Source organism: Bacillus sp. AR2-1 (assembly GCF_008368755.1).
GTDB lineage: Bacteria > Bacillota > Bacilli > Bacillales > Bacillaceae_G > Bacillus_A > Bacillus_A wiedmannii.
Genome location: NZ_QORY01000008.1, coordinates 570,056 through 593,217, shown reverse-complemented (window position 1 = coordinate 593,217; position 23,162 = coordinate 570,056). Strand labels below are relative to the sequence as shown.

Sequence of the window (23,162 nt, the reverse complement as noted above, 5' to 3'; positions counted from 1 at the left end):
TTAGATGTAAGCCCTTTCTTTATCGCTGAATATAGTATATAACAAAAATAGCATATAAAAAAGCCTAATTGTAAAAACAATTAGGCTTTTTTTATGAACTTTTTTCTTGTACATCATTAATGAGTACTTCTCGTGGTTTACTACCTTCATACGGACCTACTACACCATTCATTTCCATTGCATCAATTAAACGGGCAGCTCGCGTATAACCTACTCTAAACCTACGTTGCAACATAGAAACAGATGCTGTTTGCATTTCCACTACAAGCTGAACTGCTTCATCATATAATTCATCTTCTACTTCCTGCTTCGTATCAGGAACATCTTGTGGAATCATATCTTCTTGATATTGCGCTTTTTGCTGACCAATAACATACTCTACAACTCTCTCAACTTCATCATCGGATAAAAATGCACCTTGTACACGTACAGGCTTCGATGCACCAATTGGTATAAACAGCATATCTCCACGACCTAGCAGTTTCTCTGCACCACCACCGTCAAGAATTGTACGAGAGTCCGTTTGAGAAGATACCGCGAATGCAATACGTGATGGAATATTCGCTTTAATAACTCCCGTAATAACATCAACCGATGGACGCTGCGTCGCAATAATTAAATGAATACCAGCCGCACGGGCCATTTGTGCTAAACGCATAATCGCATCCTCTACATCTGATGAAGCAACCATCATTAAATCGGCTAACTCGTCCACTATTACTACAATATAAGGTAATTCCGGTTGTTTCGCTTCTGATTGACTATTATGTTCTTTAATATGATCATTATATCCTTCAATGTTACGCGTGCCACTATGAGCAAATAATTCATAACGTCGTTCCATTTCACTCACGACTTTTTTCAAAGCTTGTGATGCTTTTTTCGGATCAGTTACAACTGGTGTTAATAAATGCGGAACACCGTTATATACATTTAACTCTACCATTTTCGGATCAATCATCATTAATTTTACTTCATGTGGTTTTGCACGCATTAAAATACTAACAATAATACCATTAATACATACACTTTTCCCGCTACCTGTCGCACCAGCTACTAGTAAATGGGGCATTTTATTTAAACGGGCTAATACAGCTTCACCTGTAATATCTCGTCCAAGACCAATTAACAACTTCTCTTCCGGATGATTATTAGCCTTAGAATCAAGAACTTCTCTAAGCGTTACCATAGATACTTCTGAGTTCGGAACTTCAATCCCTACAGCTGATTTCCCGGGAATAGGTGCTTCAATACGAATGTCTTTCGCAGCTAAAGCAAGTGCTAAATCATCACTTAAACTAACGATTTTGCTTACCTTTACTCCCATATCAGGATACACTTCATATTTTGTAACTGCAGGACCTCTATGTACTTTTGTTACTTTCGCTTTCACTCCAAAACTTTGGAATGTACGTTCTAATTTACGAGCATTCTCATAAATTTCTGCATTTTCATTTGTAACTTGCTTATTCTTAGGAAATTTCAATATATCAAGTGCAGGAAGCTTGTAATCTTTATTTTCTACATTTGAAAATTGCATTGGCGGGGCACTTGTTTCTGCCTCTAAAGATTCTACAATCTTTTCTCCACGCTTTTTCTTAGATTCTTCAACAGGCGGAGCCTCTTCAATAGACGGTGAATTTATTAACTCTGCTTCCTGTTCTTCGCTAATTCGTTTATTCTCTTCTTCATTTACAGGATAATTCTCAGTGAAATTCGAAATAATTGGAGGATCAATTGAGATTTCTTCCATCGGCTCAATAATCTCTTCTTGTTCTGCAGCACGTTTACTCCTTGTGCTTCTCGTTGTTTTTTTCTTTTCTGTTTGTTCAGCCGTCCTTTTGGATCTCCAATCTTTATAATCCCCTTGCATTATTTCAAATTGACTTCTAAGGATTCTTCCTACAGGGGCAAGCACTTCCCCAATATGCTTATTTGTTATACAAAGTATGCCGAGAATCACTAAAATAATGCCAATGATATAAGCTCCTACTTCGTCAAATAAGAAGTAACACGTCGCGAACATAAGCGCACCAAACATACCACCGCCTAAATGAACGCTATCCGGCCCCTTTTTCATTTCAAGAAAGAAGTTATCTTTCGTACTCACAATAACAGAAGTATTTTGCACTGCTCCATCTTTCGTAAGAAGGTTAAATAATGTAATATGACTAAACATTAATATCGCCAATACTATTAAATAAAAACCAATTAACCGTTTATTTAAAAGGTTCGGCCATCCACGTTTGATAACAAACGAAACCGATAAAGCTATTACACCTAACACACCAATTATGTACCACTCACCAAAGAAGAAGCGAAAAAATAACACAAACGATTTCCCTACAACACCTAGCTGTAAAATCGTAATGATTGAAAGTGCAAAAAGAGTTAAACCGACGATTTCATAATACAAAGTTGGCTTTATCGTGCGTCTTGCTTTTGCCTTCGTCCCTCTTTGCTTTTGTTTTGCCATTTCTTCACCTCGTGTTCTACATGTAAGTAGGGCTTCCTTAAAAAAGCACTACTTATATGTCTGTTTTCTCTATTTTTTCAGGTCTTATATCTTCTATTTTTACACTTCTTGTAAATTGTTAAATAAACAGAAGAAAGCAGCCCTCTCATGGCTGCTCAACCGTCTTGTTTTTTATATTATACCATAGCTTCTAAACAAAATCCTTCTTTTTGCTAAAAGGTTATTTTCTGGCCAGGCTCAAACTCTAAGTAGTGTAGCGGATCCGTACTTAACACACGTACAATAGAATAACACCCATGTTCTTCTTCAGAAACCATTAATTCAACACCGTTTATATTTACAACTTTTTGGCTTTCACATTGCGAATAATCAGCTGGATATACAAGTTGCTCTGGCATAATTGTGTATAAAATCATTGTAACATTGTCCCTTCTGCACTATTATCCATGCGAGCATCTATTAATTCATTCAGTTTTCGAATCGCATTCCCAATACCACCGACATCATCTATAAGACCATATTTCACTGCATCGCCACCAATTACATTCGTCCCAATATCTCGCGTCAAATTCCCTTTCGCAAACATAAGTTCTTTAAAACGATCTTCGGTTACTTTCGAATGCTTCGTCACAAATCGAATGACTCTTTCTTGCATTTTATCTAAATACTCAAATGTTTGCGGCACACCTATAACAAGACCTGTTAGACGAATGGGATGAATTGTCATCGTCGCAGTTTCCGCAATAAATGAATAATCCGTAGAGACGGCGATTGGTACACCGATAGAATGCCCTCCGCCCAGAACAAGTGATACCGTTGGCTTTGAAAGCGAAGCTACCATCTCAGAAATTGCTAACCCTGCTTCAACGTCACCTCCGACCGTGTTTAATATTAAAAGCAAACCTTCAATTTTCGGATTTTGTTCTATCGCAACAATTTGCGGAATAATATGCTCATATTTTGTTGTTTTATTTTGCGGCGGCAACTGAACATGACCTTCCACCTGCCCGATGATTGTTAAACAATGAATACTTGATTCATTCATTTGTGGTACATTCGTTTGCCCTAGCTGTTGAATTTTTTCCACTATCGAAGCTTCTTTCCCAGTTTCTTTCGGCTCAGCCTCTTTCCCTTCATTTGTATAACGATCACGTTCTGTCATATCGCATCCCCTTTCACTCGTATATAACTATTATTTCTTAAGTTATAAATTTCATTCGATAGAGTTTAAAAAGAAAAAAAGATCACCCGTAAAGGTGATCTTTTTTATACTTCCATAATAATCGGTAAAATCATAGGTTTTCTCTTTGTCTCTTCGTACAAGAACTGCCCTAATAATTCACGAATATTTTGTTTTAACATAGACCATTCAATTGAATACTCTTTAATCGATTGCTCAACAATCATACGTACAATCTCTGTAGAGCGGTCAATTAACGCTTCTGATTCACGAACATACACAAAACCACGTGAAATGATTTCTGGACCAGAGATAATTTTCTTTTCATCTTTACCAAGTGTTACAACAACTACTAATATTCCATCTTGAGATAACATTTTTCTATCTCGAAGAACGATATTACCAACGTCACCTACACCTAATCCATCAATTAACACATTACCAGCTTGTACTTTGCCAACTAAGTTTGCGTCATCGTCACCAAAAGCAATCACATCACCTTTTTCTACGATAAAGATATTCTCTCTTGCAATACCTACATCTTCAGCTAAATATGCATGTGCTTTTTGCATACGGAACTCACCATGTACGGGTACAAAATATTTCGGTTTCATTAAATTTAACATTAACTTTAATTCTTCTTGGCTACCGTGACCTGAAACGTGAACTTTTCTTTCACCGTAATAAATAACATCAGCTCCAGCTCTAAATAACAAGTCAATAATTTTCGATACAGATATTTCATTACCCGGAATTGGAGAAGCCGCAATAATAACCGTATCGCCTTTACGAATTGAAATTTGTTTATGAGCTTGCTTCGCCATTCTAGAAAGGGCCGCCATCGGTTCACCTTGGCTACCTGTCGTTAAAATAGCTACCTTTTTCTCTGGGAAATTGTCTACTTCTTGTAGTGAAATAACCATACCTTCTGGAACATCTAAATAACCAAGACGTCTTGCGATATCTACCACTTTCACCATACTACGTCCTACAACCGCTACTTTTCGTCCTGTTTCAGCAGCTGCATCAAATACTTGTTGAATACGATGTACATTCGATGCAAATGAAGCAACGATAATACGTCCTTCTGCGCCGTAGAACACTTTAGAAATTTCTACACCAACTTCTTTTTCAGAACCTGTATAGCCTGGACGCTCAGCATTTGTACTATCAGATAATAAGCACAGTACGCCTTCATTTCCGATTTGTGCCATTTTTCCAAGGTCTGCTCCACTATTTCCAATTGGAGTTTGATCGAATTTAAAGTCTCCCGTGTATACGATAGCACCTTTTGATGTATGGAAACAAACACCAACAGAATCTGGAATACTATGTGTCGTTCCAAAGAATGACACCGTTGTAGTATTAAACTCTACTGTTGAATTTGAATCGATTGTTTTTAAGTCTACACGGCCTAACATACCCGCTTCGCCAAGTTTTTCTTGTATAAGTCCTACTGTTAATTTCGTTGCATACACTGGAATTGATAATTTACGAAGTACGTAAACAATTCCACCAATATGATCTTCATGACCGTGAGTAATAAATAAACCTTTTACTCGCTCTTGGTTTTCCACTAAATATGTAATATCAGGAATAACGATATCAATTCCAAACATTTCATCTCCTGGGAACATTAATCCTGCATCTACAATAAAGATTTCAGAATCAATTTCAACACAGTACATGTTTTTCCCGATTTCACCTACTCCACCAAGAGCAAATACTTTAACAGACTCATTCTCTTTTCTCTTCATGTTGTTGCCTGGTTTAAAAATCTTTCAAACACTGATTTCACTAAAATTGCAGAGACACCAGGGGAAACTCTACAACCACCATATATTCACCGTCCAAGACGAATGTCCTTACCGTTATGCGATATCATGTCCTTGTTTATTTTTTAAACCAGGTTTCACCTCTCTTTCATTATATAAATCAAATATCTTATTCGATATGATATGAAAATGTAATCAAATTATAATTTTTACCAATTTTGCTAAGCATACCCGTACTAAGCTACTTAGCCATATTATACCTGATACAAGAAATAGAACACAAGTTAAATCGTGCGAAAGAGAAAGTAAAAGAACGGAATTACAACAAAAATATCGAACGTATTTCCTTTATATTTACTCCGATTTTATACTCCATATTATTTTGAAGAAATAGCCATAAATACGCTAAATTTATTTCATTATATGGATTTTCAAGACTTATTTTTCTAGAATCGAACAAAAACACTTATAAAATGAAGCTTTTTTATGAATCACGTCACATTTGGGGCAATTCCTCTGAAAAACAGAATCGATAGTTTATTACGTTTATACAAATGTTTATTCTATAATAACTATGTTTTTTTGATTCATTTAAAGGGGTACAATTATTTTCTTGTACATGTTGCAATACATAATGAAAAAGCGATCAAACACGTGGAGTATTATGGTAGGTAAAAAAGAGCGGCAAAGATTTTCATACCATAAAAAAATGACCTAGTTCTACACTAGGTCATTTTTTATTAACGAGGGATAGATTGCATAACAGATTGTAACGTTACTCTTTCTTCTTCTGTTAATGGAAGAAGTGGTAAACGTACAGAACCTACATCTAACCCAACCATTTGTAACGCTGTTTTTACTGGCGTTGGGCTTGGCGCCATAAATAATGAATCCGTTACTCTTACAAGTAATTGATGTAATTTTTGCGCCTTTTTAAATTCTCCTGCTTGGAATGCTGCAATCATTTCTTGCATTTCATTTCCAATCACATGAGATGCTACAGAAACGATACCTTTCGCTCCAACTGCCATAGCTGGTAACGTTAAACCATCATCACCGCTGTATACTGCAAAGTCGTCCGCTGTTTTTTCAATGATTTCTGTCATTGTTAACACATCGCCGCCTGCATCTTTAATCGCAACAATGTTTTCTATTTCTGATAAACGAACAACTGTATCAACGGAGATTTGTACAATAGATCGTCCTGGAACGTTATATAGCATAACCGGAAGCGGCGTGCTTTCAGCAATTGCTTTAAAGTGCTGATACATTCCTTCTTGACTCGGTTTGTTATAATACGGTGCTACTAGCATTACTGCATCAACACCAACCTCTGTTGCCTTTTTAGTTAAGTCAATAGAAGCATGCGTATTATTACTACCTGTTCCAGCGATTACGGGCACCCTTTTATCGACAACAGATACGACATGGCGATATAACGCTACTTTTTCTTCTGAAGTTAATGTAGGAGATTCTCCTGTCGTTCCTCCTACCACGATTGCTGTTGTACCGTTATCTATTAAATAATTTACCAATTTCGTTGTCTTCGCAAAATCGATATTTCCGTTTTTATCAAACGGAGTTACCATCGCGGTTGCAATTGTCCCAAAATCTATCATGGTCTCACTCCTTATTGTTCCAGTTGCTTTTCTTTTGAAAGCTCAAACGCACTATGTAATGCATTTACAGCCTCCACTAAATCAGTTTCTTTTACAAGAACCCAAATTGTCGTATGACTATCTGCCGATTGCAAAATTTGAATACCTTTTTCCGCTAAAGCTGTAACGATTTTCGCAGTAACCCCTGGGTACCCTGCCATTCCAGCTCCTACAATAGATACTTTTGCACAATGCTCTGTCACAATTGGCTCATATCCAAGGTTTTTTAATAATTCAACTGCACGACTTGATACATTATCACTCACCGTATAAGCTACCCCAGTAGGTGAAATGTTAATTAAATCGACACTGATTCCTTCATTCGCCATTTCTTTAAACACATGCTGTTGCAAATCATATGCTGTTTCTTTTGCAAGCACTTTAATTTGCGTCACATTTGATACATGAGCGATACCTGTAACAGGACGTTCTTCTACATCACGGCCTTTTGTCGCACCGTCCGATGCTGAAATCAGCGTACCTTCACTATCAGAATACGTAGAACGTACACGAAGTGGTACTTTGGCATGCATCGCAATTTCAACTGCACGTGGATGAACGACTTTTGCACCTTGATATGCCATGTTACAAATTTCATTGTATGTTACCGTTTGAAGATGACGTGCATCTTTTACAATGCGAGGATCCGCAGTCATAACACCTTCTACATCTGTAAAGATATCAATAAATTCAGCATGAAGCGCAACACCTAATGCAGAAGCTGAAGTATCGCTACCTCCGCGTCCAAGTGTTGTCGTATCACCTTTTTTCGTTTGTCCTTGGAATCCTGTAACGACGATTACATCTACATTTTCTAGCTCTTCATGTATACGATCGCAGTTCATTTCAATAATCTTAGCATTTGTAAAATCATCATTTGTTACAAAACCAGCTTGTGCACCATTTAATGCCGCTGCTTTTATACCGTTCTCATTTAACATGTTAGAGAAGACGATTGCTGAGATTAATTCTCCGCATGATAATAATAAATCTTGCTCACGATTAGAAATGCGAGATTCCTCTTGATTTACAAGACTTAACAAAGTATCAGTTGCATATGGTTCACCTTTACGGCCCATAGCAGATACGACAGTAACTACTTTATAACCCGCATCTAGCGATTTTTTTATATGATGAAGCGCATGCTTACGTCCATTTTCATCACGTACGGATGTGCCACCAAATTTTTGAACAATAATTTTCATATTTTGCACCTTCTCTTAGCCGTTTACACTAATTGTAATTTTACTAAGCGCTCTGCAATTTGAACAGAATTCCATGCAGCGCCTTTTAATAAGTTATCAGATACGACCCAAAGATGGAATCCTTTATCGTTATTTAAATCTTTACGGATTCTTCCAACGAATACTTCGTTTTTACCTACTGCAGTAGCTGGCATTGGATATAACTGCTCTTCTGGATTATCTTGCAGAACGATACCTTCCGCATTTGCAAGTAAGCTCTTGAATTCTTCTACTGTTACACCTTCTTTTTCTACTTCGATGTAAACAGACTCTGAGTGACCTGATACAACTGGTAAACGTACACATGTTGCCGCTACTTCTAATTCAGGCATATGCATAATTTTTTTCGTTTCATTAATCATTTTCATTTCTTCAAACGTAAATCCATTATCTTGGAATTTATCAATCTGTGGAATCGCGTTGAAAGCAATTTGGAAATGTTTCTTATCACCTGATACAGGTAAAACATTCGCCTTCACTTCTTCACCATTTAAGATTGCTTGTGATTGTTCATGAAGTTCTTCAATCGCTGCCGCACCAGCACCTGATACAGCTTGATATGTGGAAACGATTACTCGTTTTAAACCATATTGCTGACGAACTGGCTCAAGAGCTACTACCATTTGAATTGTAGAACAGTTTGGATTTGCAATAATACCATTATGTTCTTTTAAGTCGTTTTCATTTACTTCAGGTACAACAAGTGGCACGTTTTCTGTCATACGGAATGCACTTGTATTATCAACAACAATCGCACCGCGCTTTGCTGCTTCTGGCGCTAATTGTTTTGATACAGATCCACCAGCACTAAATAGTGCGATATCTACTCCTTCAAAACTTTCAGGAGTTGCCTCTTGAACTGTAAATTCTTCGCCTTTAAATACAAGTTTCTTACCTGCAGATCGTTTAGATGAAAGTAACGTTAACTTCCCGATTGGAAATTCTCGTTTCTCTAAAGTATTTAACATTTGTTCACCAACTGCGCCGGTTGCTCCAACTACAGCGACATGAAAAGTTTTTTGCTTTTCCATCACTATGCCCCTTTCTAGATACCAATCCTTCTATAACTTAGAATTAGAAGGAGTATACAATACCCCTTCTAATCTTAATAACGTTAATTTTATCATATTCTACAGTAAGAATGATGGTTTCATCAAAAATTGTCCGTTTTTTTTCGTTTTTTAATTCATATATCTGAATTTTTCTACGACAACCGGCTGCAATTGCTTCCCTTGCAGCGCTTCTAATACTGTATCTTCCAGCAGCTCCATGCGAGCTACCATGGAGTTTGGTTTTTTCTCTGGTGCATCTTGACCGAATGGGACGAAGTAGATGTTTTTTGTTGCCATTAGGCGCATGAGATTTACTCCATTCAGCCCTAAAGCATCATTCGTCGAAACAGCCAATACGACAGGCTTGCCATTTCTTAACGTCGCTTTCGCTGCCATTAGTACTGGAGAGTCTGTCATTGCATTTGCAAATTTACTCATAGAATTTCCTGTTAGTGGTGCAATTACCATACAATCTAGTGGAATTTTAGGTCCTAGTGGTTCTGCGCCAACGATTGAATTAATTGCTTTAAATCCTGTTACTTCTTCAATCTTTTTAATCCACTCTGCTCCTTCTCCAAATCTCGTGTTTGTTGATTGAACAGTGTAAGAAACAACGGGGCGTACTTCTGCTCCCTCAGCAATTAATTTTTCTAAATGAGGCATTACTTCTTCGTACGTACAATGTGAACCAGTAAAACCAAACCCTATTCTTTTCCCTTTTAAATTCATTCCCCATTCTCCTTTCTTGCTATTACGTCTTCTGCTAGTAACTGAGAAAGAACGTTCGCTAAAATTTGTCCTGCTGTTTTTGGAGCAACAATACCTGGTAATCCAGGTGCTAACAGCGCTTTGACTCCTCTTTTTTCCGCATATCTAAAGTCGGTACCGCCTGGTTTAGAAGCTAAATCAATTACTAACGTATGAGCCGGCATTTTCGAAATAACATTCGCTGTCACGACGAGATGCGGAATTGTATTAATGACAATATCGATATTTCCTACTTCTTTCTCAATATTTTGCATATGAAAAGGAGAAAACATCATTTCTGTAATACGTGCAATATGTTCCGATCGTCTTGCTCCAACTTTGACATGGGCTCCTAATGATTGAAATGCTCTGGCAACACTCATCCCTGTTCTACCAAATCCTAAAACCATTACATTGGAACCATGAATTGTATAGTCGGTATGTTGAATTACCATCATTAATGTACCTTCTACAGTTGGTATAGAATTGTAGATTGCCACATCATCACGATCAAATAATTTAACAAGTTTGCGGTTTGTAGTAGATACGAGATTTTCCAAGTAAGGCGTACCAATACCTGAATATATAGTAAAGTGTTCTGGTGTATTTTCAATTTGTTCTTTCGTTATAGAAACTTTTTCGTTTGAAAAAATAGTATCTACTTCTCCCTTGGCATTTGTACCTGCAACTGGCAAAATAATTGCATCTACAGAAGTGAAATCTAAATTTTGTATACTTTCTTTTGCTGCCCCTGTGAAGCCATGATCTAACTGATCAAACCCTATCAATGAAAGTTTCGCATCCAATTCAACTAGCTTGCGAATTACTTCTAGCTGTCTTGCATCTCCTCCTATGACAGCAATATGCATCTCAGTCAACATTCCCTAATTCACCTTCTTTTTCTGTCATTTATAAGAAAAGTGCCTACTTTTTCTTTTTCCTCCACATCATATGTAATGTACGAGGTTTAGGTGATTGAAAAACAAAAGCACGTATGATTTATCCCGCTATTTGTATGCAGTTAGACTTCCATCTCAACATTCGACATATGAGAGGACATTATACGGGAAATTGATTTCCGGTAAACGCTCGATTCATGTGAGCTTTTACTCAGAGGAGAATGAACAAAAAAAGATGACCAAAATGGCCACCTTTCACTTCGAATTTGAATGATCCGTAATATCACAAAGGATCATATCGTGCCCTACTTTCTTAATTTGGCTCCACGTGACTCTTACTTCTTGTGGTTCCTTTTTAAAACCTCCCCATTTCCCAGCCGGTATGATAAGAGCCTGTATTTGGCCATCCTTCTCATCAATCTCTAAATCAACATAACCTAAAACTCCCATTTTTTCTGCTCTTTCTAAATTTACAATCTCTTTGCCACTTAATTCACTTAATCGCATACACTCTCCCCCTACCGAATTATGAATTTAAGTTATCTATAATTAGTACCTATTCTGTATATCCAAAAAAAATAACCGTATCTCATTTAAAAGAGATACGGTTATTTTTACATACTTCATATAAAGCAATTATAGTTTTATTCCTTTTGGAAGTTTTCCATCTGGACTAATTAATGCTGCAGAGAATTCATCTGTAAACATGTTACGAATTAACTCATCAACATTTTCTTTTGTTACTGTGTTTACACTTTCAATAATCTCATCAAGTGAACGATGCTTACGAAGTAGCAATTCATTTTTACCATTACGGCTCATACGGCTATTCGTACTTTCTAAACTTAACATTAAGTTTCCTTTTAATTGCTCTTTACTATTAATAAGCTCTTTTTCTGTAATACCTGTATTTTTCAATGTTTCTAATGTTTCTTGCATTGTTTCATACAGTGTATCTAATTGTTGGCTACCTGTTCCACCATACAGCGTTAACATACCTGTATCTTCATAAGAAGAATGGTAAGAAAATACTGAATAGGCTAACCCGCGTTGCTCACGTACTTCTTGGAATAAACGGCTACTCATACTACCGCCTAAAACGTTATTTAATACAATTAAGTTATAAATATCTTCGTGTCCCATTTGTAAGCCTTTATATCCTAAACATAAATGAGCTTGTTCTGTTTCCTTTTTACGTGCTACCTTATTAAAATGGAAAATTGGGCTATGTACTTGTTCACGATTTGTTGTTCCTTCATAACTACCGAAATATTGCTCTACTGTTTGTAAAAAGGCTTCATCAATATTTCCTGCAACTGAAACAACGACATTTTCAGGTGTGTAATGATCCTTGATATATTGGCGTAGCGTATCACCTGTAAACGTATCAAGCGTTTCTTCTGTTCCTAAAATAGGATATCCAAGCGGATGCGTTTCATATGTTGCTTTCGTTAACATATCATGCACAATATCATCTGGAGCATCTTCGTACATTTTAATTTCTTCACATACGACATTCTTCTCTTTTTTCAGTTCTTCCTCATCAAATGTTGAATTAAAGAACATATCTGCTAATACATCTAAAGCATATTTAGCATGCTCATCTAGCACTTTTGCATAATAACAAGTGTATTCTTTTGAAGTAAAAGCATTCACTTGCCCACCAATGCTATCAAATGATTCTGCAATTTCGCGTGCACTACGTGTTTCTGTTCCTTTAAAGAACATATGCTCTAAAAAGTGGGAAACCCCGTTATTTTTTTCATTTTCATTTCTTGATCCCGCATGGATCCAAATACCAATCGCAACCGATCTTACAGTTGGTATATTCTCCATAACAATTCTTACACCATTTTTACAAGTATATTTTTTAATCAAAAACTTTCCTCCTACTGCCAGTTTCTCTAAATAAGTGCTATTATTTAATGATAACAAGTTTAAGGATGAATGTCATGCAAATGTATTTAATCCACACGTTTTTCATCCAGTAATTCTGTTATATTCCCTACTTTATATCCTTGTTCCTTCAATTTTGTAATCATTGTATCTAATGCTTCTGCTGTAGATGACGTTGGATGCATTAATACGATAGCACCTGGATGTATTTTTCTCATCACTCTCTGCAATAGTACCTCTGGCTCAGGTCGCTTCCAATCAATTGTATCTACAGTCCACATAATCGTTCCCATTTGGAAATCATCTGCAATTTTCACGACTTCATCCCGAAAACTTCCACTCGGCGGAGCAAACCATCTTACCTTTTGATTCGTAGCTGCTTCGATCATTCGATTTGTTTTTTGTAACTGATCTCGGATTTCATCAGAAGATAGCGTTTTCATATTAGGGTGTGTGTAAGAATGATTTCCGACTTCTTGATTTGCATCAACAATCATTTTGGCAAATCGCAAATTTTCCTTCACCCAACGTCCTTCTAAAAAGAAAGTCGCTTTCACATCATGTTTTTTCAATATTTCTAATATACGAGGCAAATACTCGTTTCCCCACGCCACATTTATTGTTAATCCCACCATCTTTTTATTTGGATGTCCCCTATAAATTGGGGCTGGTGATAAATCTTCTAAGTGGACACTCGGTGATACTTCCTTGAATTCAAGATTTCTTTGATCAAATTTCTTTAGTTTCTTCATATTATTATAGGATGCTTCGATATCAACTTGTCTTCCATTATATCCTGGTGTTGATTTCCATATCTTATCAATCATCGCATTTTGAGGTGCAATCTCATATTGTTTTGCATGTTTTTGAATTTCTTCATATAAGTTATCCTGTGCAAAAACGGAATAAGAGCCTACACTGACATATAAAAAGAATATACATATGTATGCCAATACACGAGCTTTCATATAAACCCTCCCATTAACTATATAAAAACCTTTTTTCTTCTTATCTTTGTTAATTTGAGCGTTATAATGAAAACTATACCTATACTGACATAAAAATATATGTAAATCATATTTTTTATATAACAAAAAAAGCCAGTTTAACTGGCTTTTACTTATTGCTGCTCTTGTTTGTTTTCTTCTTTAGCAGCTTCTTTTTCTTGCTCTTCTTTTAGCAATACTTTTCTAGATAGATTCACGCGACCTTGCTTGTCAATCTCGATAACTTTAACTGTAATTACATCACCGATTTTCACAACGTCTTCTACTTTACCTACACGCTCAAGTGCAAGTTCAGAAATGTGAACTAATCCGTCTTTACCGCTGAATAATTCAACGAAAGCACCGAATTTCTCAACACGTTTCACTTTTCCTTCGTAGATTTCACCTACTTGTACTTCGCGAACGATATCTTCGATAATTTTCTTAGCTTTGTCATTCATTTCTTGATTTATTGAAGAAATGAATACTGTACCATCTTGCTCGATGTCAATTTTAACGCCAGTTTCTTCAATAATTTTATTGATTTGTTTACCGCTCGGCCCAATAACGTCACGGATTTTATCTGGGTTAATTGTCATTGTAATAATCTTTGGAGCATAAGCTGATAATTCAGTACGTGGCTCTGCAATAACAGATAACATATGATTTAGAATGTGCACACGACCAACTTTCGCTTGTTGTAATGCCTCTTCTAAAATTTCACGAGATAGACCATCTATTTTAATGTCCATTTGCAGTGCAGTTACACCTTTTGCTGTACCTGCTACTTTAAAGTCCATATCACCTAAATGATCTTCCATACCTTGAATATCAGATAAAATTGTGTAATGCTCACCAGTTTTAACTAGACCCATTGCAATACCTGCAACTGGAGCTTTAAGCGGAACACCAGCATCCATCATTGCTAAAGTACTACCACAAATACTTGCTTGTGAAGTAGAACCATTTGATTCTAAAACTTCAGATACAAGACGTACTGTATATGGGAAATCTTTTTCAGATGGAATTACAGGCTCAAGAGCACGTTCTCCTAGTGCACCGTGACCAATTTCACGACGACCTGGTCCACGCATCGGTCTTGTTTCACCAACACTAAATGATGGGAAATTGTAATGGTGCATAAAACGTTTTGATTCTTCTACACCAAGACCATCTAAAATTTGTACATCGCCTAATGCACCTAATGTACAAATACTTAATGCTTGTGTTTGTCCACGTGTGAATAAACCAGAACCGTGTGTACGAGATAAAATACCAACCTCTGATGCTAATGGACGGATTTCGTCACCTTTACGGCCATCTGGGCGGATTTTTTCAACTGTAATAAGACGACGTACTTCTTCTTTTACAATTTTATATAAAATCTCACTTACTTGTCCTAATGTATCAGCGTCAGCTTCCTGCGCTTCGTAATGCTCAATTACACGCTTTTTCACTTCGTTAATTGCATCTTCACGTGCATGTTTTTCATGTACTTGAATTGCAGAATGCATATCCTTCTCAGACATTTCACGTACAGCTTGATTAAGATCAGCGTCAACTTCATAAAGTTTCACTTCTGATTTCTCTTTACCTACAGCTTGTACAATCTCTTCTTGGAATGCAATTAGACGTTTAATTTCGTCATGTCCAAACATAATTGCTTCTAACATTGTTTCTTCAGGCACTTGATCTGCTCCTGCTTCAACCATGTTAATTGCATCTTTCGTACCAGCTACAACAAGGTGAATATCACTTTGTTCTTGCTGTTCTACTGTTGGATTAATAACGAATTCGCCGTTAATACGACCAACTGTTGCACCCGCGATTGGGCCTTCAAATGGAATATCTGAAATCGATAACGCTAATGAAGAACCTAGCATAGCTGCCATTTCAGAAGAACAATCTTGATCAACACTCATTACTATGCTGACAACTTGTACTTCGTTACGGAAACCATCTGCGAAAAGCGGACGAATTGGACGGTCGATTAAACGACTTGCCAAAATTGCTTTTTCACTCGGACGACCTTCACGTTTAATGAAACCGCCAGGAATTTTTCCGACTGCATATAAACGCTCTTCATAATTTACTGTAAGTGGGAAGAAATCTACATTTTTTGGTTCTTTTGATGCAGTTGCTGTAGATAGAACCGCTGTATCGCCATATCTTACTAATACTGCTCCGTTCGCTTGCTTCGCAAGCTGACTTGTTTCAACTGTTAGCTGGCGACCAGCTAAATCTATCGAGAAGACTTGCTTTTCTTGACTCATTTAAGTACCCCTCTCAATTTAAAGTATTCAATTCTTCTATGTAAATGGATAGTATATCACAATATTCTACCTCTAGTATTACCGAAAATGAAGTAAGCTATAAAGGGTAGAAGATATATTTTTACCTAACAAAAAAGCGGGAATATTCCCGCTTCTTTGACTATCGACGTAAGCCAAGCTTTGTGATTAATTCACGGTAACGTGTGATATCGCTATTACGAAGGTAAGTTAGTAAGTTACGACGTTTACCAACCATCTTTAATAGACCACGACGTGAATGATGATCTTTCTTGTGAGTACGTAAGTGCTCGTTTAGAGTGTTAATTTGCTCCGTTAGGACAGCAATTTGAACCTCTGGAGAACCAGTATCAGTCTCATGAGTTCTAAATTGTGCAATGATTTCATTTTTACGCTCTTGTGTTAAAGCCATCCTATTTCACCTCCTATTAATTAAACCCCCAATTACCTAGCAAGCGTCGGTGAGTCGCAATGCCAAGCAATGGTTGTCATAAAGTACATAACATAGAATACTACTTTTCATTTGAAAAAGCAAGTATATTCTTTTCGTTCGCAAAATATTCTTGTGCTATTTTCTTATCTTTTGCAATTTGTTCAACTAACTCATCGATGCCATTGAATTTCTTTTCTTCTCTTATACGCATATGCCACTCTACTGTAACATTTTGATCATATATGTCTTTGTTAAATTCAAATAAGTGCACTTCAATAGATAATTGACGCTCATCTTCTTTAAAAGTTGGTTTATATCCAATATTACATACACCATCGTACCATTCATCGTGAACTTTTAATCTCACTGCATAAACACCTACAGGTGGTAATAGATACTCATCACTTAAACCTATATTAGCTGTGGGAAAACCAATTTGACGTCCACGCTTATCACCGTGTACAACTGTTCCCCCTACTGTATATGCTCTACCTAAAATAGATGGAATTTGTTCCATTTCGCCATTTCGAATTAACTTTCGTAATGCTGTAGAACTTACTTTCTCTTCTTGAAATTCAACTTTTTCAATCACAGTCTGTGTAAACTCCCCTCTTGCATGAAATGGTAAAGTCTCCATCTTTCCTTTTCCTAAACGTCCATATGAATAATCAAACCCTGCTACTACATGCTTTACATTCAAACCAATAATATAATCATCTACAAATTGTTGTGGCAATAAGCCTGCAAACGATTCATCAAATTTAATAACATATAATATATCGATCCCTAAGTTTTCGACTATTTTTTCTTTATCACACATTGGTGTAATATACTCCGCATGCGCTTCCTTTTTTCCTAAAACAACAGATGGGTGCGGATAAAATGTCATAACTGCACTTTTATATCCTCGTTCATCAGCTATTTGTTTCGCAGTTCGAATCACACATTGATGTCCTAAATGAATGCCATCAAAAAATCCTAATGCCATTACAGTAGGTGGTAATTCTAATTTATTTTGTTCATGTGGATGAGTTAAATGAATAAGTTTCACGCTTGAATTCACCTTTTTCTGTAATAATCCTTCCAATAATTCATTATAGCTTTAGTTCTTGATTATTCACAAGTACTTTCATCGGCTTTAGCATACCAGGGTGTTTTGGATGGTGCTCATAAATTGCAAGGCAACGATTATTTGTATCAAACACTGTTATAAATGGCGCCGTTATTTGCAATTCATTTTTTAAGAACATACCATTCTTTATTTTCTCTGCTTGCTTTTCATCTACAACCATTTTCGGAAACTTACTTAATGCTTCATCAATTGAAATGAAGATAGACTCTACTGTTCCATTTTGCACGTTTTCTTCAATTTCTTCAAATGATATGCAATCTTCTAATAAAAACTCACCAGAAGCTGTTCTTACAAGGTGAGACATATGTGATGGGAAACCAAGTTTTTCACCAATCATTACTGCTAACGTTCTTACATATGTCCCTTTACTACACGTTACACGGAAACGGAATGAAATATTTTCTCCCTCAAACACTTCACGGTCATCTAGTAATACAAATTCATGAATTGTAATTGTACGAACTGGACGTTCAACTTCTTGTCCTGCTCTTGCATATTCATATAATTTTTTTCCGTTAACTTTTACAGCTGAAAACATCGGAGGCATTTGTTCAATCGTACCTGTTAATGCAGCAAGAGCCCCTTCTACTTCCTTACGAGTAATAACACGATCTACATTTTTCCTTTCAACAACTTCACCAGAAGCATCTTCAGTTGTCGTTGAAAATCCAAGTGTTACTTCACCTTCATATGTTTTCGTCTCACTTGTTAAAAATTGTGCAATCTTCGTTGCTCGTCCTACACAAATAGGTAATACTCCTGTTACATCTGGATCTAATGTTCCTGTATGACCAATTCGTTTCTCACGCAATATCTTTCTTAATTTAAATACACAATCATGTGATGTCATGCCTTTTGGCTTATGTAATAATACTACACCTTCCATTTATGTTCACCTCATCATAATTCTTTCATATTAATTATCCAAAATTAATTTTGCATTGAAAAAATGGATAGACAAATGTCTATCCATTATTCTTCACGTTTACCGTCTTTATTAATTTGATGTAAAAGTGTATCAATTCGATGACCATATCCGATAGACTCATCAAACTCAAAGGAAATTTCCGGTGTTTTACGAAGACGAATACGCTGGCCAATTTCTGAACGAATGAAACCTTTTGCCTTCGCTAAACCTTTTAATGTACTTTCTTTCTGTTCCTCATCACCTAAAACAGAAATATATACTGTAGCAATTTGTAAATCTCCACTCACTTGTACATCTGTTACTGTAACAAATCCAACACGTGGATCTTTAATTTTACGACTGATGATGTCGCCTAATTCTTTTTTCATTTGCTCGCCTACACGGTTTGCACGTAATTTCATAACTCTTCACCTCATTCAATACCATTCCAATTGTGTTATTGTACGTTCAATTTCAGGAAATGAATCGATGTACTCGAGTACACGATTCATTTCTTTTTCACAAATAACACGATTAGAGGATACAGAAACAATTGCAATTTCTGTACGTTGCCATACATCTTGATGCCCTACTTCTGAAACAGCTACATTATAACGCTGCTTCACACGAGTTAGCACCCGTTGCAAAATTGCTCGTTTCTCTTTTAAAGAATGCACATCGTAAATCATACACTCGAATGAGAGTGAAGCGATAATCATCGCTTCACTTCTTCCATAATGTACGCTTCAATGATGTCCCCTTCTTTAAGATCATTATATCTCTCAATTGTAATACCACACTCATAGTTTTGTGCAACTTCTTTTACGTCATCTTTGAAACGTTTTAACGTATCAAGTTGTCCTTCGAAAATTACTACGCCATCACGGATAATACGCACGCCACTATCACGTGTAATTTTACCGTCAATTACGTAACAACCTGCGATTGTTCCAACTTTTGTTACTTTGAATGTTTGGCGTACTTCCGCTTGACCGATTACTTTTTCTTCGAATTCTGGATCCAGCATACCTTGCATTGCTGATTCGATTTCTTCGATTACTTTATAGATAATACGGTGTAAACGAACATCAACATTCTCTAATTCAGCTGTACGCTTCGCATTCACATCAGGGCGTACGTTAAATCCAATTACAATTGCATTAGATGCAGAAGCTAAAATAACATCAGATTCTGTAATCGCACCTACGCCTGTATGGATAATTTTAACTTTAACACCTTCAACATCAATTTTACGAAGTGACGCTGCCATTGCTTCTACAGAACCTTGTACGTCTGCTTTCACAATTAAGTTAATTTCTTTTACATCGCCTTCTTGGATTTGTTGGAATAAATCTTCAAGGCTTAATTTAGATTTTTCACCACGCTGAGCAAGTAACGCTTCTTGTGCACGTGATTCACCGATTTGACGAGCTTTCTTCTCATCAGCGAATGCCATGAAACGATCTCCCGCTTGTGGTACTTCGTTTAAACCTGTAATTTCAACAGGAGTTGATGGACCAGCAACTTTTACACGACGACCAATATCACTTACCATTGCACGAACACGTCCGAATGAAGTACCAACAACGATTGGATCTCCAACTCGAAGTGTACCGTTTTGAACAAGTAATGTCGCGATAGTTCCTTTACCTTTATCAAGCTGTGCTTCGATTACAGTACCAGTTGCATAGCGGTTTGGATTTGCTTTATATTCTTCTACTTCACTTACAAGAAGAATCATTTCTAATAAGTTGTCAATTCCTTCACCTTGAATTGCAGAAATTGGTACGAAAATTGTATCTCCGCCCCAAGCTTCTGGAACTAATTCATATTCTGTTAATTCTTGCATTACACGATCAGGATTTGCCGCTGGTTTATCCATTTTATTCACAGCTACAATAATTGGTACTCCAGCTGCTTTCGCATGGCTAATTGCTTCAACTGTTTGTGGCATAACACCGTCATCAGCTGCAACAACAAGGATTGTAATATCCGTTACTTGCGCACCACGAGCACGCATCGTTGTAAATGCCGCGTGACCAGGCGTATCTAAGAATGTAATCTTCTTGTCATTTACTTCAACTTGGTATGCACCAATATGCTGAGTAATTCCACCTGCTTCGCCTGCAGTTACTTTTGAATTACGGATAGAGTCAAGTAAAGTTGTTTTACCATGGTCAACATGCCCCATAATTGTAACTACAGCTGGACGCTCTTTTAAGTTCTCTTCATCATCTTGCTCATCGATGAATGTTTCAAATTCAGTTTCACTTACAACTACTTCTTCTTCTACTTCAATACCATAATCTGTAGCAATTAACTCAATTGTATCTTTATCTAAGTCTTGGTTAATTGTTGCCATAATTCCAAGCATAAAGAGCTTCTTAATAATTTCAGATGGCTCTTTGCTTAATTTTTTAGCAAGCTCACCTACTGTAAGACTTCCAGAGAAAGTAACTTTATCTGGTGTTTCTACAGTTTGTGTTTGTTGTCTTCCAGCAAAGTTATCTTGACGTTTGTCTTCATTTCCTTTGCCTTTTTTCTTTTTCTTATTGCTGTTCTTTTTACTACGAACAACTTTTTCTTCTACTTCAAACTCATCTGCAACAGAAGGTTTTTCAGTTTGATACGCATTATCTAATTTATTTACTACTTCATCTTCTAACATTGTCATATGATTCGAAACCTCGATATTCATTTCTTTTAGTTTTGTCATAAGATCTTTACTTGAGATATTATGTTGTTTTGCATATTCATGCACTCGAATTTTACTCATACCTTCACCCCCGGTAATTTGTATCGAGCATGCTACGCAGCTTTTTCGCAAAGCCCTCATCTAACACAGCTACAACGACTCGCTCGTCTCTCCCAATCGCATGCCCTAATTGTTGTCGATTTTCGACCTTTCTCATTGGTACGTTGTAATACGTCGCTTTATCCGTGATGCGTTTTGTAGTATTTGCTGACGCATCTTCAGATAGCAATACAAGTTTTGCTTTGCCACTTCGTACTTCTTTTAAAACAAGTTCTTCACCCGAAATAATTTTCCGAGCCCGGTTTGCTAGTCCTAAAAACGATTTCCAATCGGACACTTATTTCGACTCCTTCTCAACAAGCTCAAGAAGCTCTTCGTATAGAGAACCGTCGATTTTCGCTTTTAGATGATGTTCCAAAACATTTTTCTTTTGGGCTTGAAGAATACTTTCTTTATCTTTTGATAAATAAGCACCTCGTCCTGATTTCTTTCCAGTTAAATCAATGGACACTTCTCCCTCTTTGGAACGAACAATGCGAACGAGCTCTCGTTTTGATTTCATTTCTTGCGTTGCAACACATTTTCGTAACGGAACTTTTCGATTGCTCATACTCATCACCTCTATTCGATTTCGTCTTCAACTGAATCGAATCCGAATGCGATTACGCTATCTTCTTCTGTTACAATACCAAGTTGTTTCGCATCAGACTCACTCTTAATATCAATTTTCCAACCTGTTAATTTAGCTGCAAGACGTGCATTTTGTCCACGCTTACCAATAGCTAATGACAGTTGGTGGTCTGGAACAACAACTGTTGTTGCTTTTTCTTCTTCATCTACAAGCACTTTAACAACTTGTGATGGGCTTAAAGCATTTGCAACATATTCTACTGGATCATTTGACCAGCGAACGATGTCAATCTTTTCGCCTTTTAGTTCGTCTACAATGCGTTGTACACGTTGTCCTTTCGGTCCTACACAAGAACCTACTGGATCAACATCAATGTTCTCTGCATGTACAGAAATTTTAGAGCGATCGCCTGCTTCGCGTGCTACAGAACGAATTTCAACAGTTCCATCATAAATTTCAGGAACTTCCATTTCGAATAAACGTTTTAAAAGACCAGGATGTGTACGTGATACGTAAATTTGTGGTCCTTTCGTTGTTTTTTCTACTTTCGTAATGAATACGCGAATACGATCATGTGGTTTGTACTGTTCGTTTGGCATTTGCTCACTTACAGGTAATAAAGCTTCTACTTTCCCTAAGCTTACATAGATGAAACGAGCATCTTGACGTTGTACGATACCCACCATGATATCTTCTTCACGGTCACTAAACTCAGAGTAAATAACACCACGCTCTGCTTCGCGCACTCGTTGTGTTACAACCTGTTTTGCAGTTTGTGCTGCAATACGACCGAAATCTTTTGGTGTTACTTCAATCTCTAGTACGTCACCATCTTGATAGTTTGGATTAATTTGTCTTGCTTCTTCAACAGAAATTTCAAGACGTGGATCAAACACATTATCAACAACGTCTTTACGTGCTAAAACTTGAATTGTTCCCACTTCTGGGTTAAAGCTCACACGAACGTTTTGTGCTTGGTTAAAATTGCGTTTATAAGCAGAGATTAACGCTGCTTCAATCGCATCAATAATAATATCTTTGCTAATTCCTTTTTCTGACTCTAATACGAGCAAGGCATCTAACAACTCAGTGCTCATGAA

Annotated in this window: 22 protein-coding genes; all 22 read right to left on the bottom strand. The window is 36.8% G+C overall.

Annotation, left to right across the window (positions count from 1 at the left end):
• Positions 1-91: 91 nt before the first annotated feature.
• Entirely contained in the window at positions 92-2,476 is a 2,385-nt protein-coding gene (locus DT250_RS12835) for a DNA translocase FtsK (RefSeq protein ID WP_097906543.1), read from the bottom strand.
• A gap of 212 nt (positions 2,477-2,688) precedes the next feature.
• Positions 2,689-2,892 carry a YlzJ-like family protein gene (locus tag DT250_RS12830; RefSeq protein WP_000605020.1) on the bottom strand — a complete coding sequence of 68 codons (204 nt, stop codon included), beginning with the start codon at positions 2,890-2,892 and terminating at the stop codon, positions 2,689-2,691.
• The gene (tepA, locus tag DT250_RS12825; RefSeq protein WP_000139829.1) at positions 2,889-3,638 is read right to left on the bottom strand and encodes a translocation-enhancing protein TepA; all 750 of its coding nucleotides are present in this window, start codon (positions 3,636-3,638) and stop codon (positions 2,889-2,891) included. The genes DT250_RS12830 and tepA overlap by 4 nt, the downstream gene beginning before the upstream one ends.
• A 104-nt stretch (positions 3,639-3,742) precedes the next feature.
• Positions 3,743-5,413: a ribonuclease J gene (locus DT250_RS12820; RefSeq protein WP_000823079.1), complete on the bottom strand. Its 1,671-nt coding sequence runs from the start codon at positions 5,411-5,413 to the stop codon at positions 3,743-3,745.
• 758 nt (positions 5,414-6,171) lie between these two features.
• A complete protein-coding gene (gene dapA, locus DT250_RS12810; RefSeq protein ID WP_000564777.1) occupies positions 6,172-7,050 on the bottom strand; it encodes a 4-hydroxy-tetrahydrodipicolinate synthase in 879 nt (292 codons plus the stop codon).
• A gap of 11 nt (positions 7,051-7,061) precedes the next feature.
• Entirely contained in the window at positions 7,062-8,294 is a 1,233-nt protein-coding gene (gene dapG, locus DT250_RS12805; protein WP_149213092.1) for an aspartate kinase, read from the bottom strand.
• A 23-nt stretch (positions 8,295-8,317) separates the two neighbouring features.
• Positions 8,318-9,364 (bottom strand): aspartate-semialdehyde dehydrogenase, encoded by a 1,047-nt coding sequence (gene asd / locus DT250_RS12800; RefSeq protein WP_000414854.1) that lies wholly within the window; start codon positions 9,362-9,364, stop codon positions 8,318-8,320.
• 150 nt (positions 9,365-9,514) lie between these two features.
• Positions 9,515-10,114: a dipicolinate synthase subunit B gene (gene dpaB / locus DT250_RS12795; protein ID WP_001049480.1), complete on the bottom strand. Its 600-nt coding sequence runs from the start codon at positions 10,112-10,114 to the stop codon at positions 9,515-9,517.
• On the bottom strand, positions 10,111-11,013 hold the full coding sequence (gene dpaA, locus DT250_RS12790; protein WP_000954740.1) for a dipicolinic acid synthetase subunit A: 903 nt from the start codon (positions 11,011-11,013) through the stop codon (positions 10,111-10,113). Before dpaA ends, dpaB begins: the two co-directional genes overlap by 4 nt.
• 273 nt (positions 11,014-11,286) lie before the next feature.
• Entirely contained in the window at positions 11,287-11,538 is a 252-nt protein-coding gene (locus tag DT250_RS12785) for a YlmC/YmxH family sporulation protein (protein WP_001239751.1), read from the bottom strand.
• Between the two features lie 129 nt (positions 11,539-11,667).
• Entirely contained in the window at positions 11,668-12,909 is a 1,242-nt protein-coding gene (locus DT250_RS12780) for a M16 family metallopeptidase (RefSeq protein WP_000593006.1), read from the bottom strand.
• Positions 12,910-12,995: 86 nt separating this feature from the next.
• Positions 12,996-13,895, bottom strand: a complete 900-nt coding sequence (locus tag DT250_RS12775; protein WP_088064282.1) for a polysaccharide deacetylase family protein — start codon at positions 13,893-13,895, stop codon at positions 12,996-12,998.
• A 152-nt stretch (positions 13,896-14,047) separates the two neighbouring features.
• Positions 14,048-16,186, bottom strand: coding sequence for a polyribonucleotide nucleotidyltransferase (pnp, locus tag DT250_RS12770; protein WP_046957398.1), 2,139 nt, complete (start codon positions 16,184-16,186; stop codon positions 14,048-14,050).
• A 160-nt stretch (positions 16,187-16,346) separates the two neighbouring features.
• Positions 16,347-16,616, bottom strand: coding sequence for a 30S ribosomal protein S15 (rpsO, locus tag DT250_RS12765; protein WP_001229392.1), 270 nt, complete (start codon positions 16,614-16,616; stop codon positions 16,347-16,349).
• Positions 16,617-16,716: 100 nt separating this feature from the next.
• Positions 16,717-17,688 (bottom strand): bifunctional riboflavin kinase/FAD synthetase, encoded by a 972-nt coding sequence (ribF, locus tag DT250_RS12760; RefSeq protein WP_088123292.1) that lies wholly within the window; start codon positions 17,686-17,688, stop codon positions 16,717-16,719.
• Between the two features lie 43 nt (positions 17,689-17,731).
• A complete protein-coding gene (gene truB / locus DT250_RS12755; RefSeq protein ID WP_046957399.1) occupies positions 17,732-18,655 on the bottom strand; it encodes a tRNA pseudouridine(55) synthase TruB in 924 nt (307 codons plus the stop codon).
• Positions 18,656-18,741: 86 nt separating this feature from the next.
• Positions 18,742-19,098 (bottom strand): 30S ribosome-binding factor RbfA, encoded by a 357-nt coding sequence (rbfA, locus tag DT250_RS12750; protein WP_000776445.1) that lies wholly within the window; start codon positions 19,096-19,098, stop codon positions 18,742-18,744.
• A 15-nt stretch (positions 19,099-19,113) separates the two neighbouring features.
• A complete protein-coding gene (locus DT250_RS12745) occupies positions 19,114-19,395 on the bottom strand; it encodes a DUF503 domain-containing protein (protein WP_000582364.1) in 282 nt (93 codons plus the stop codon).
• Positions 19,392-21,452, bottom strand: a complete 2,061-nt coding sequence (gene infB / locus DT250_RS12740; protein WP_000036353.1) for a translation initiation factor IF-2 — start codon at positions 21,450-21,452, stop codon at positions 19,392-19,394. Before infB ends, DT250_RS12745 begins: the two co-directional genes overlap by 4 nt.
• Before the next feature lie 4 nt (positions 21,453-21,456).
• Positions 21,457-21,768, bottom strand: a complete 312-nt coding sequence (locus DT250_RS12735; RefSeq protein WP_001286521.1) for a YlxQ family RNA-binding protein — start codon at positions 21,766-21,768, stop codon at positions 21,457-21,459.
• Positions 21,769-22,041 (bottom strand): RNase P modulator RnpM, encoded by a 273-nt coding sequence (rnpM, locus tag DT250_RS12730; protein ID WP_000071127.1) that lies wholly within the window; start codon positions 22,039-22,041, stop codon positions 21,769-21,771. It lies immediately after the preceding gene.
• 11 nt (positions 22,042-22,052) lie between these two features.
• Entirely contained in the window at positions 22,053-23,159 is a 1,107-nt protein-coding gene (nusA, locus tag DT250_RS12725) for a transcription termination factor NusA (RefSeq protein WP_000102596.1), read from the bottom strand.
• Positions 23,160-23,162 lie beyond the last annotated feature (3 nt).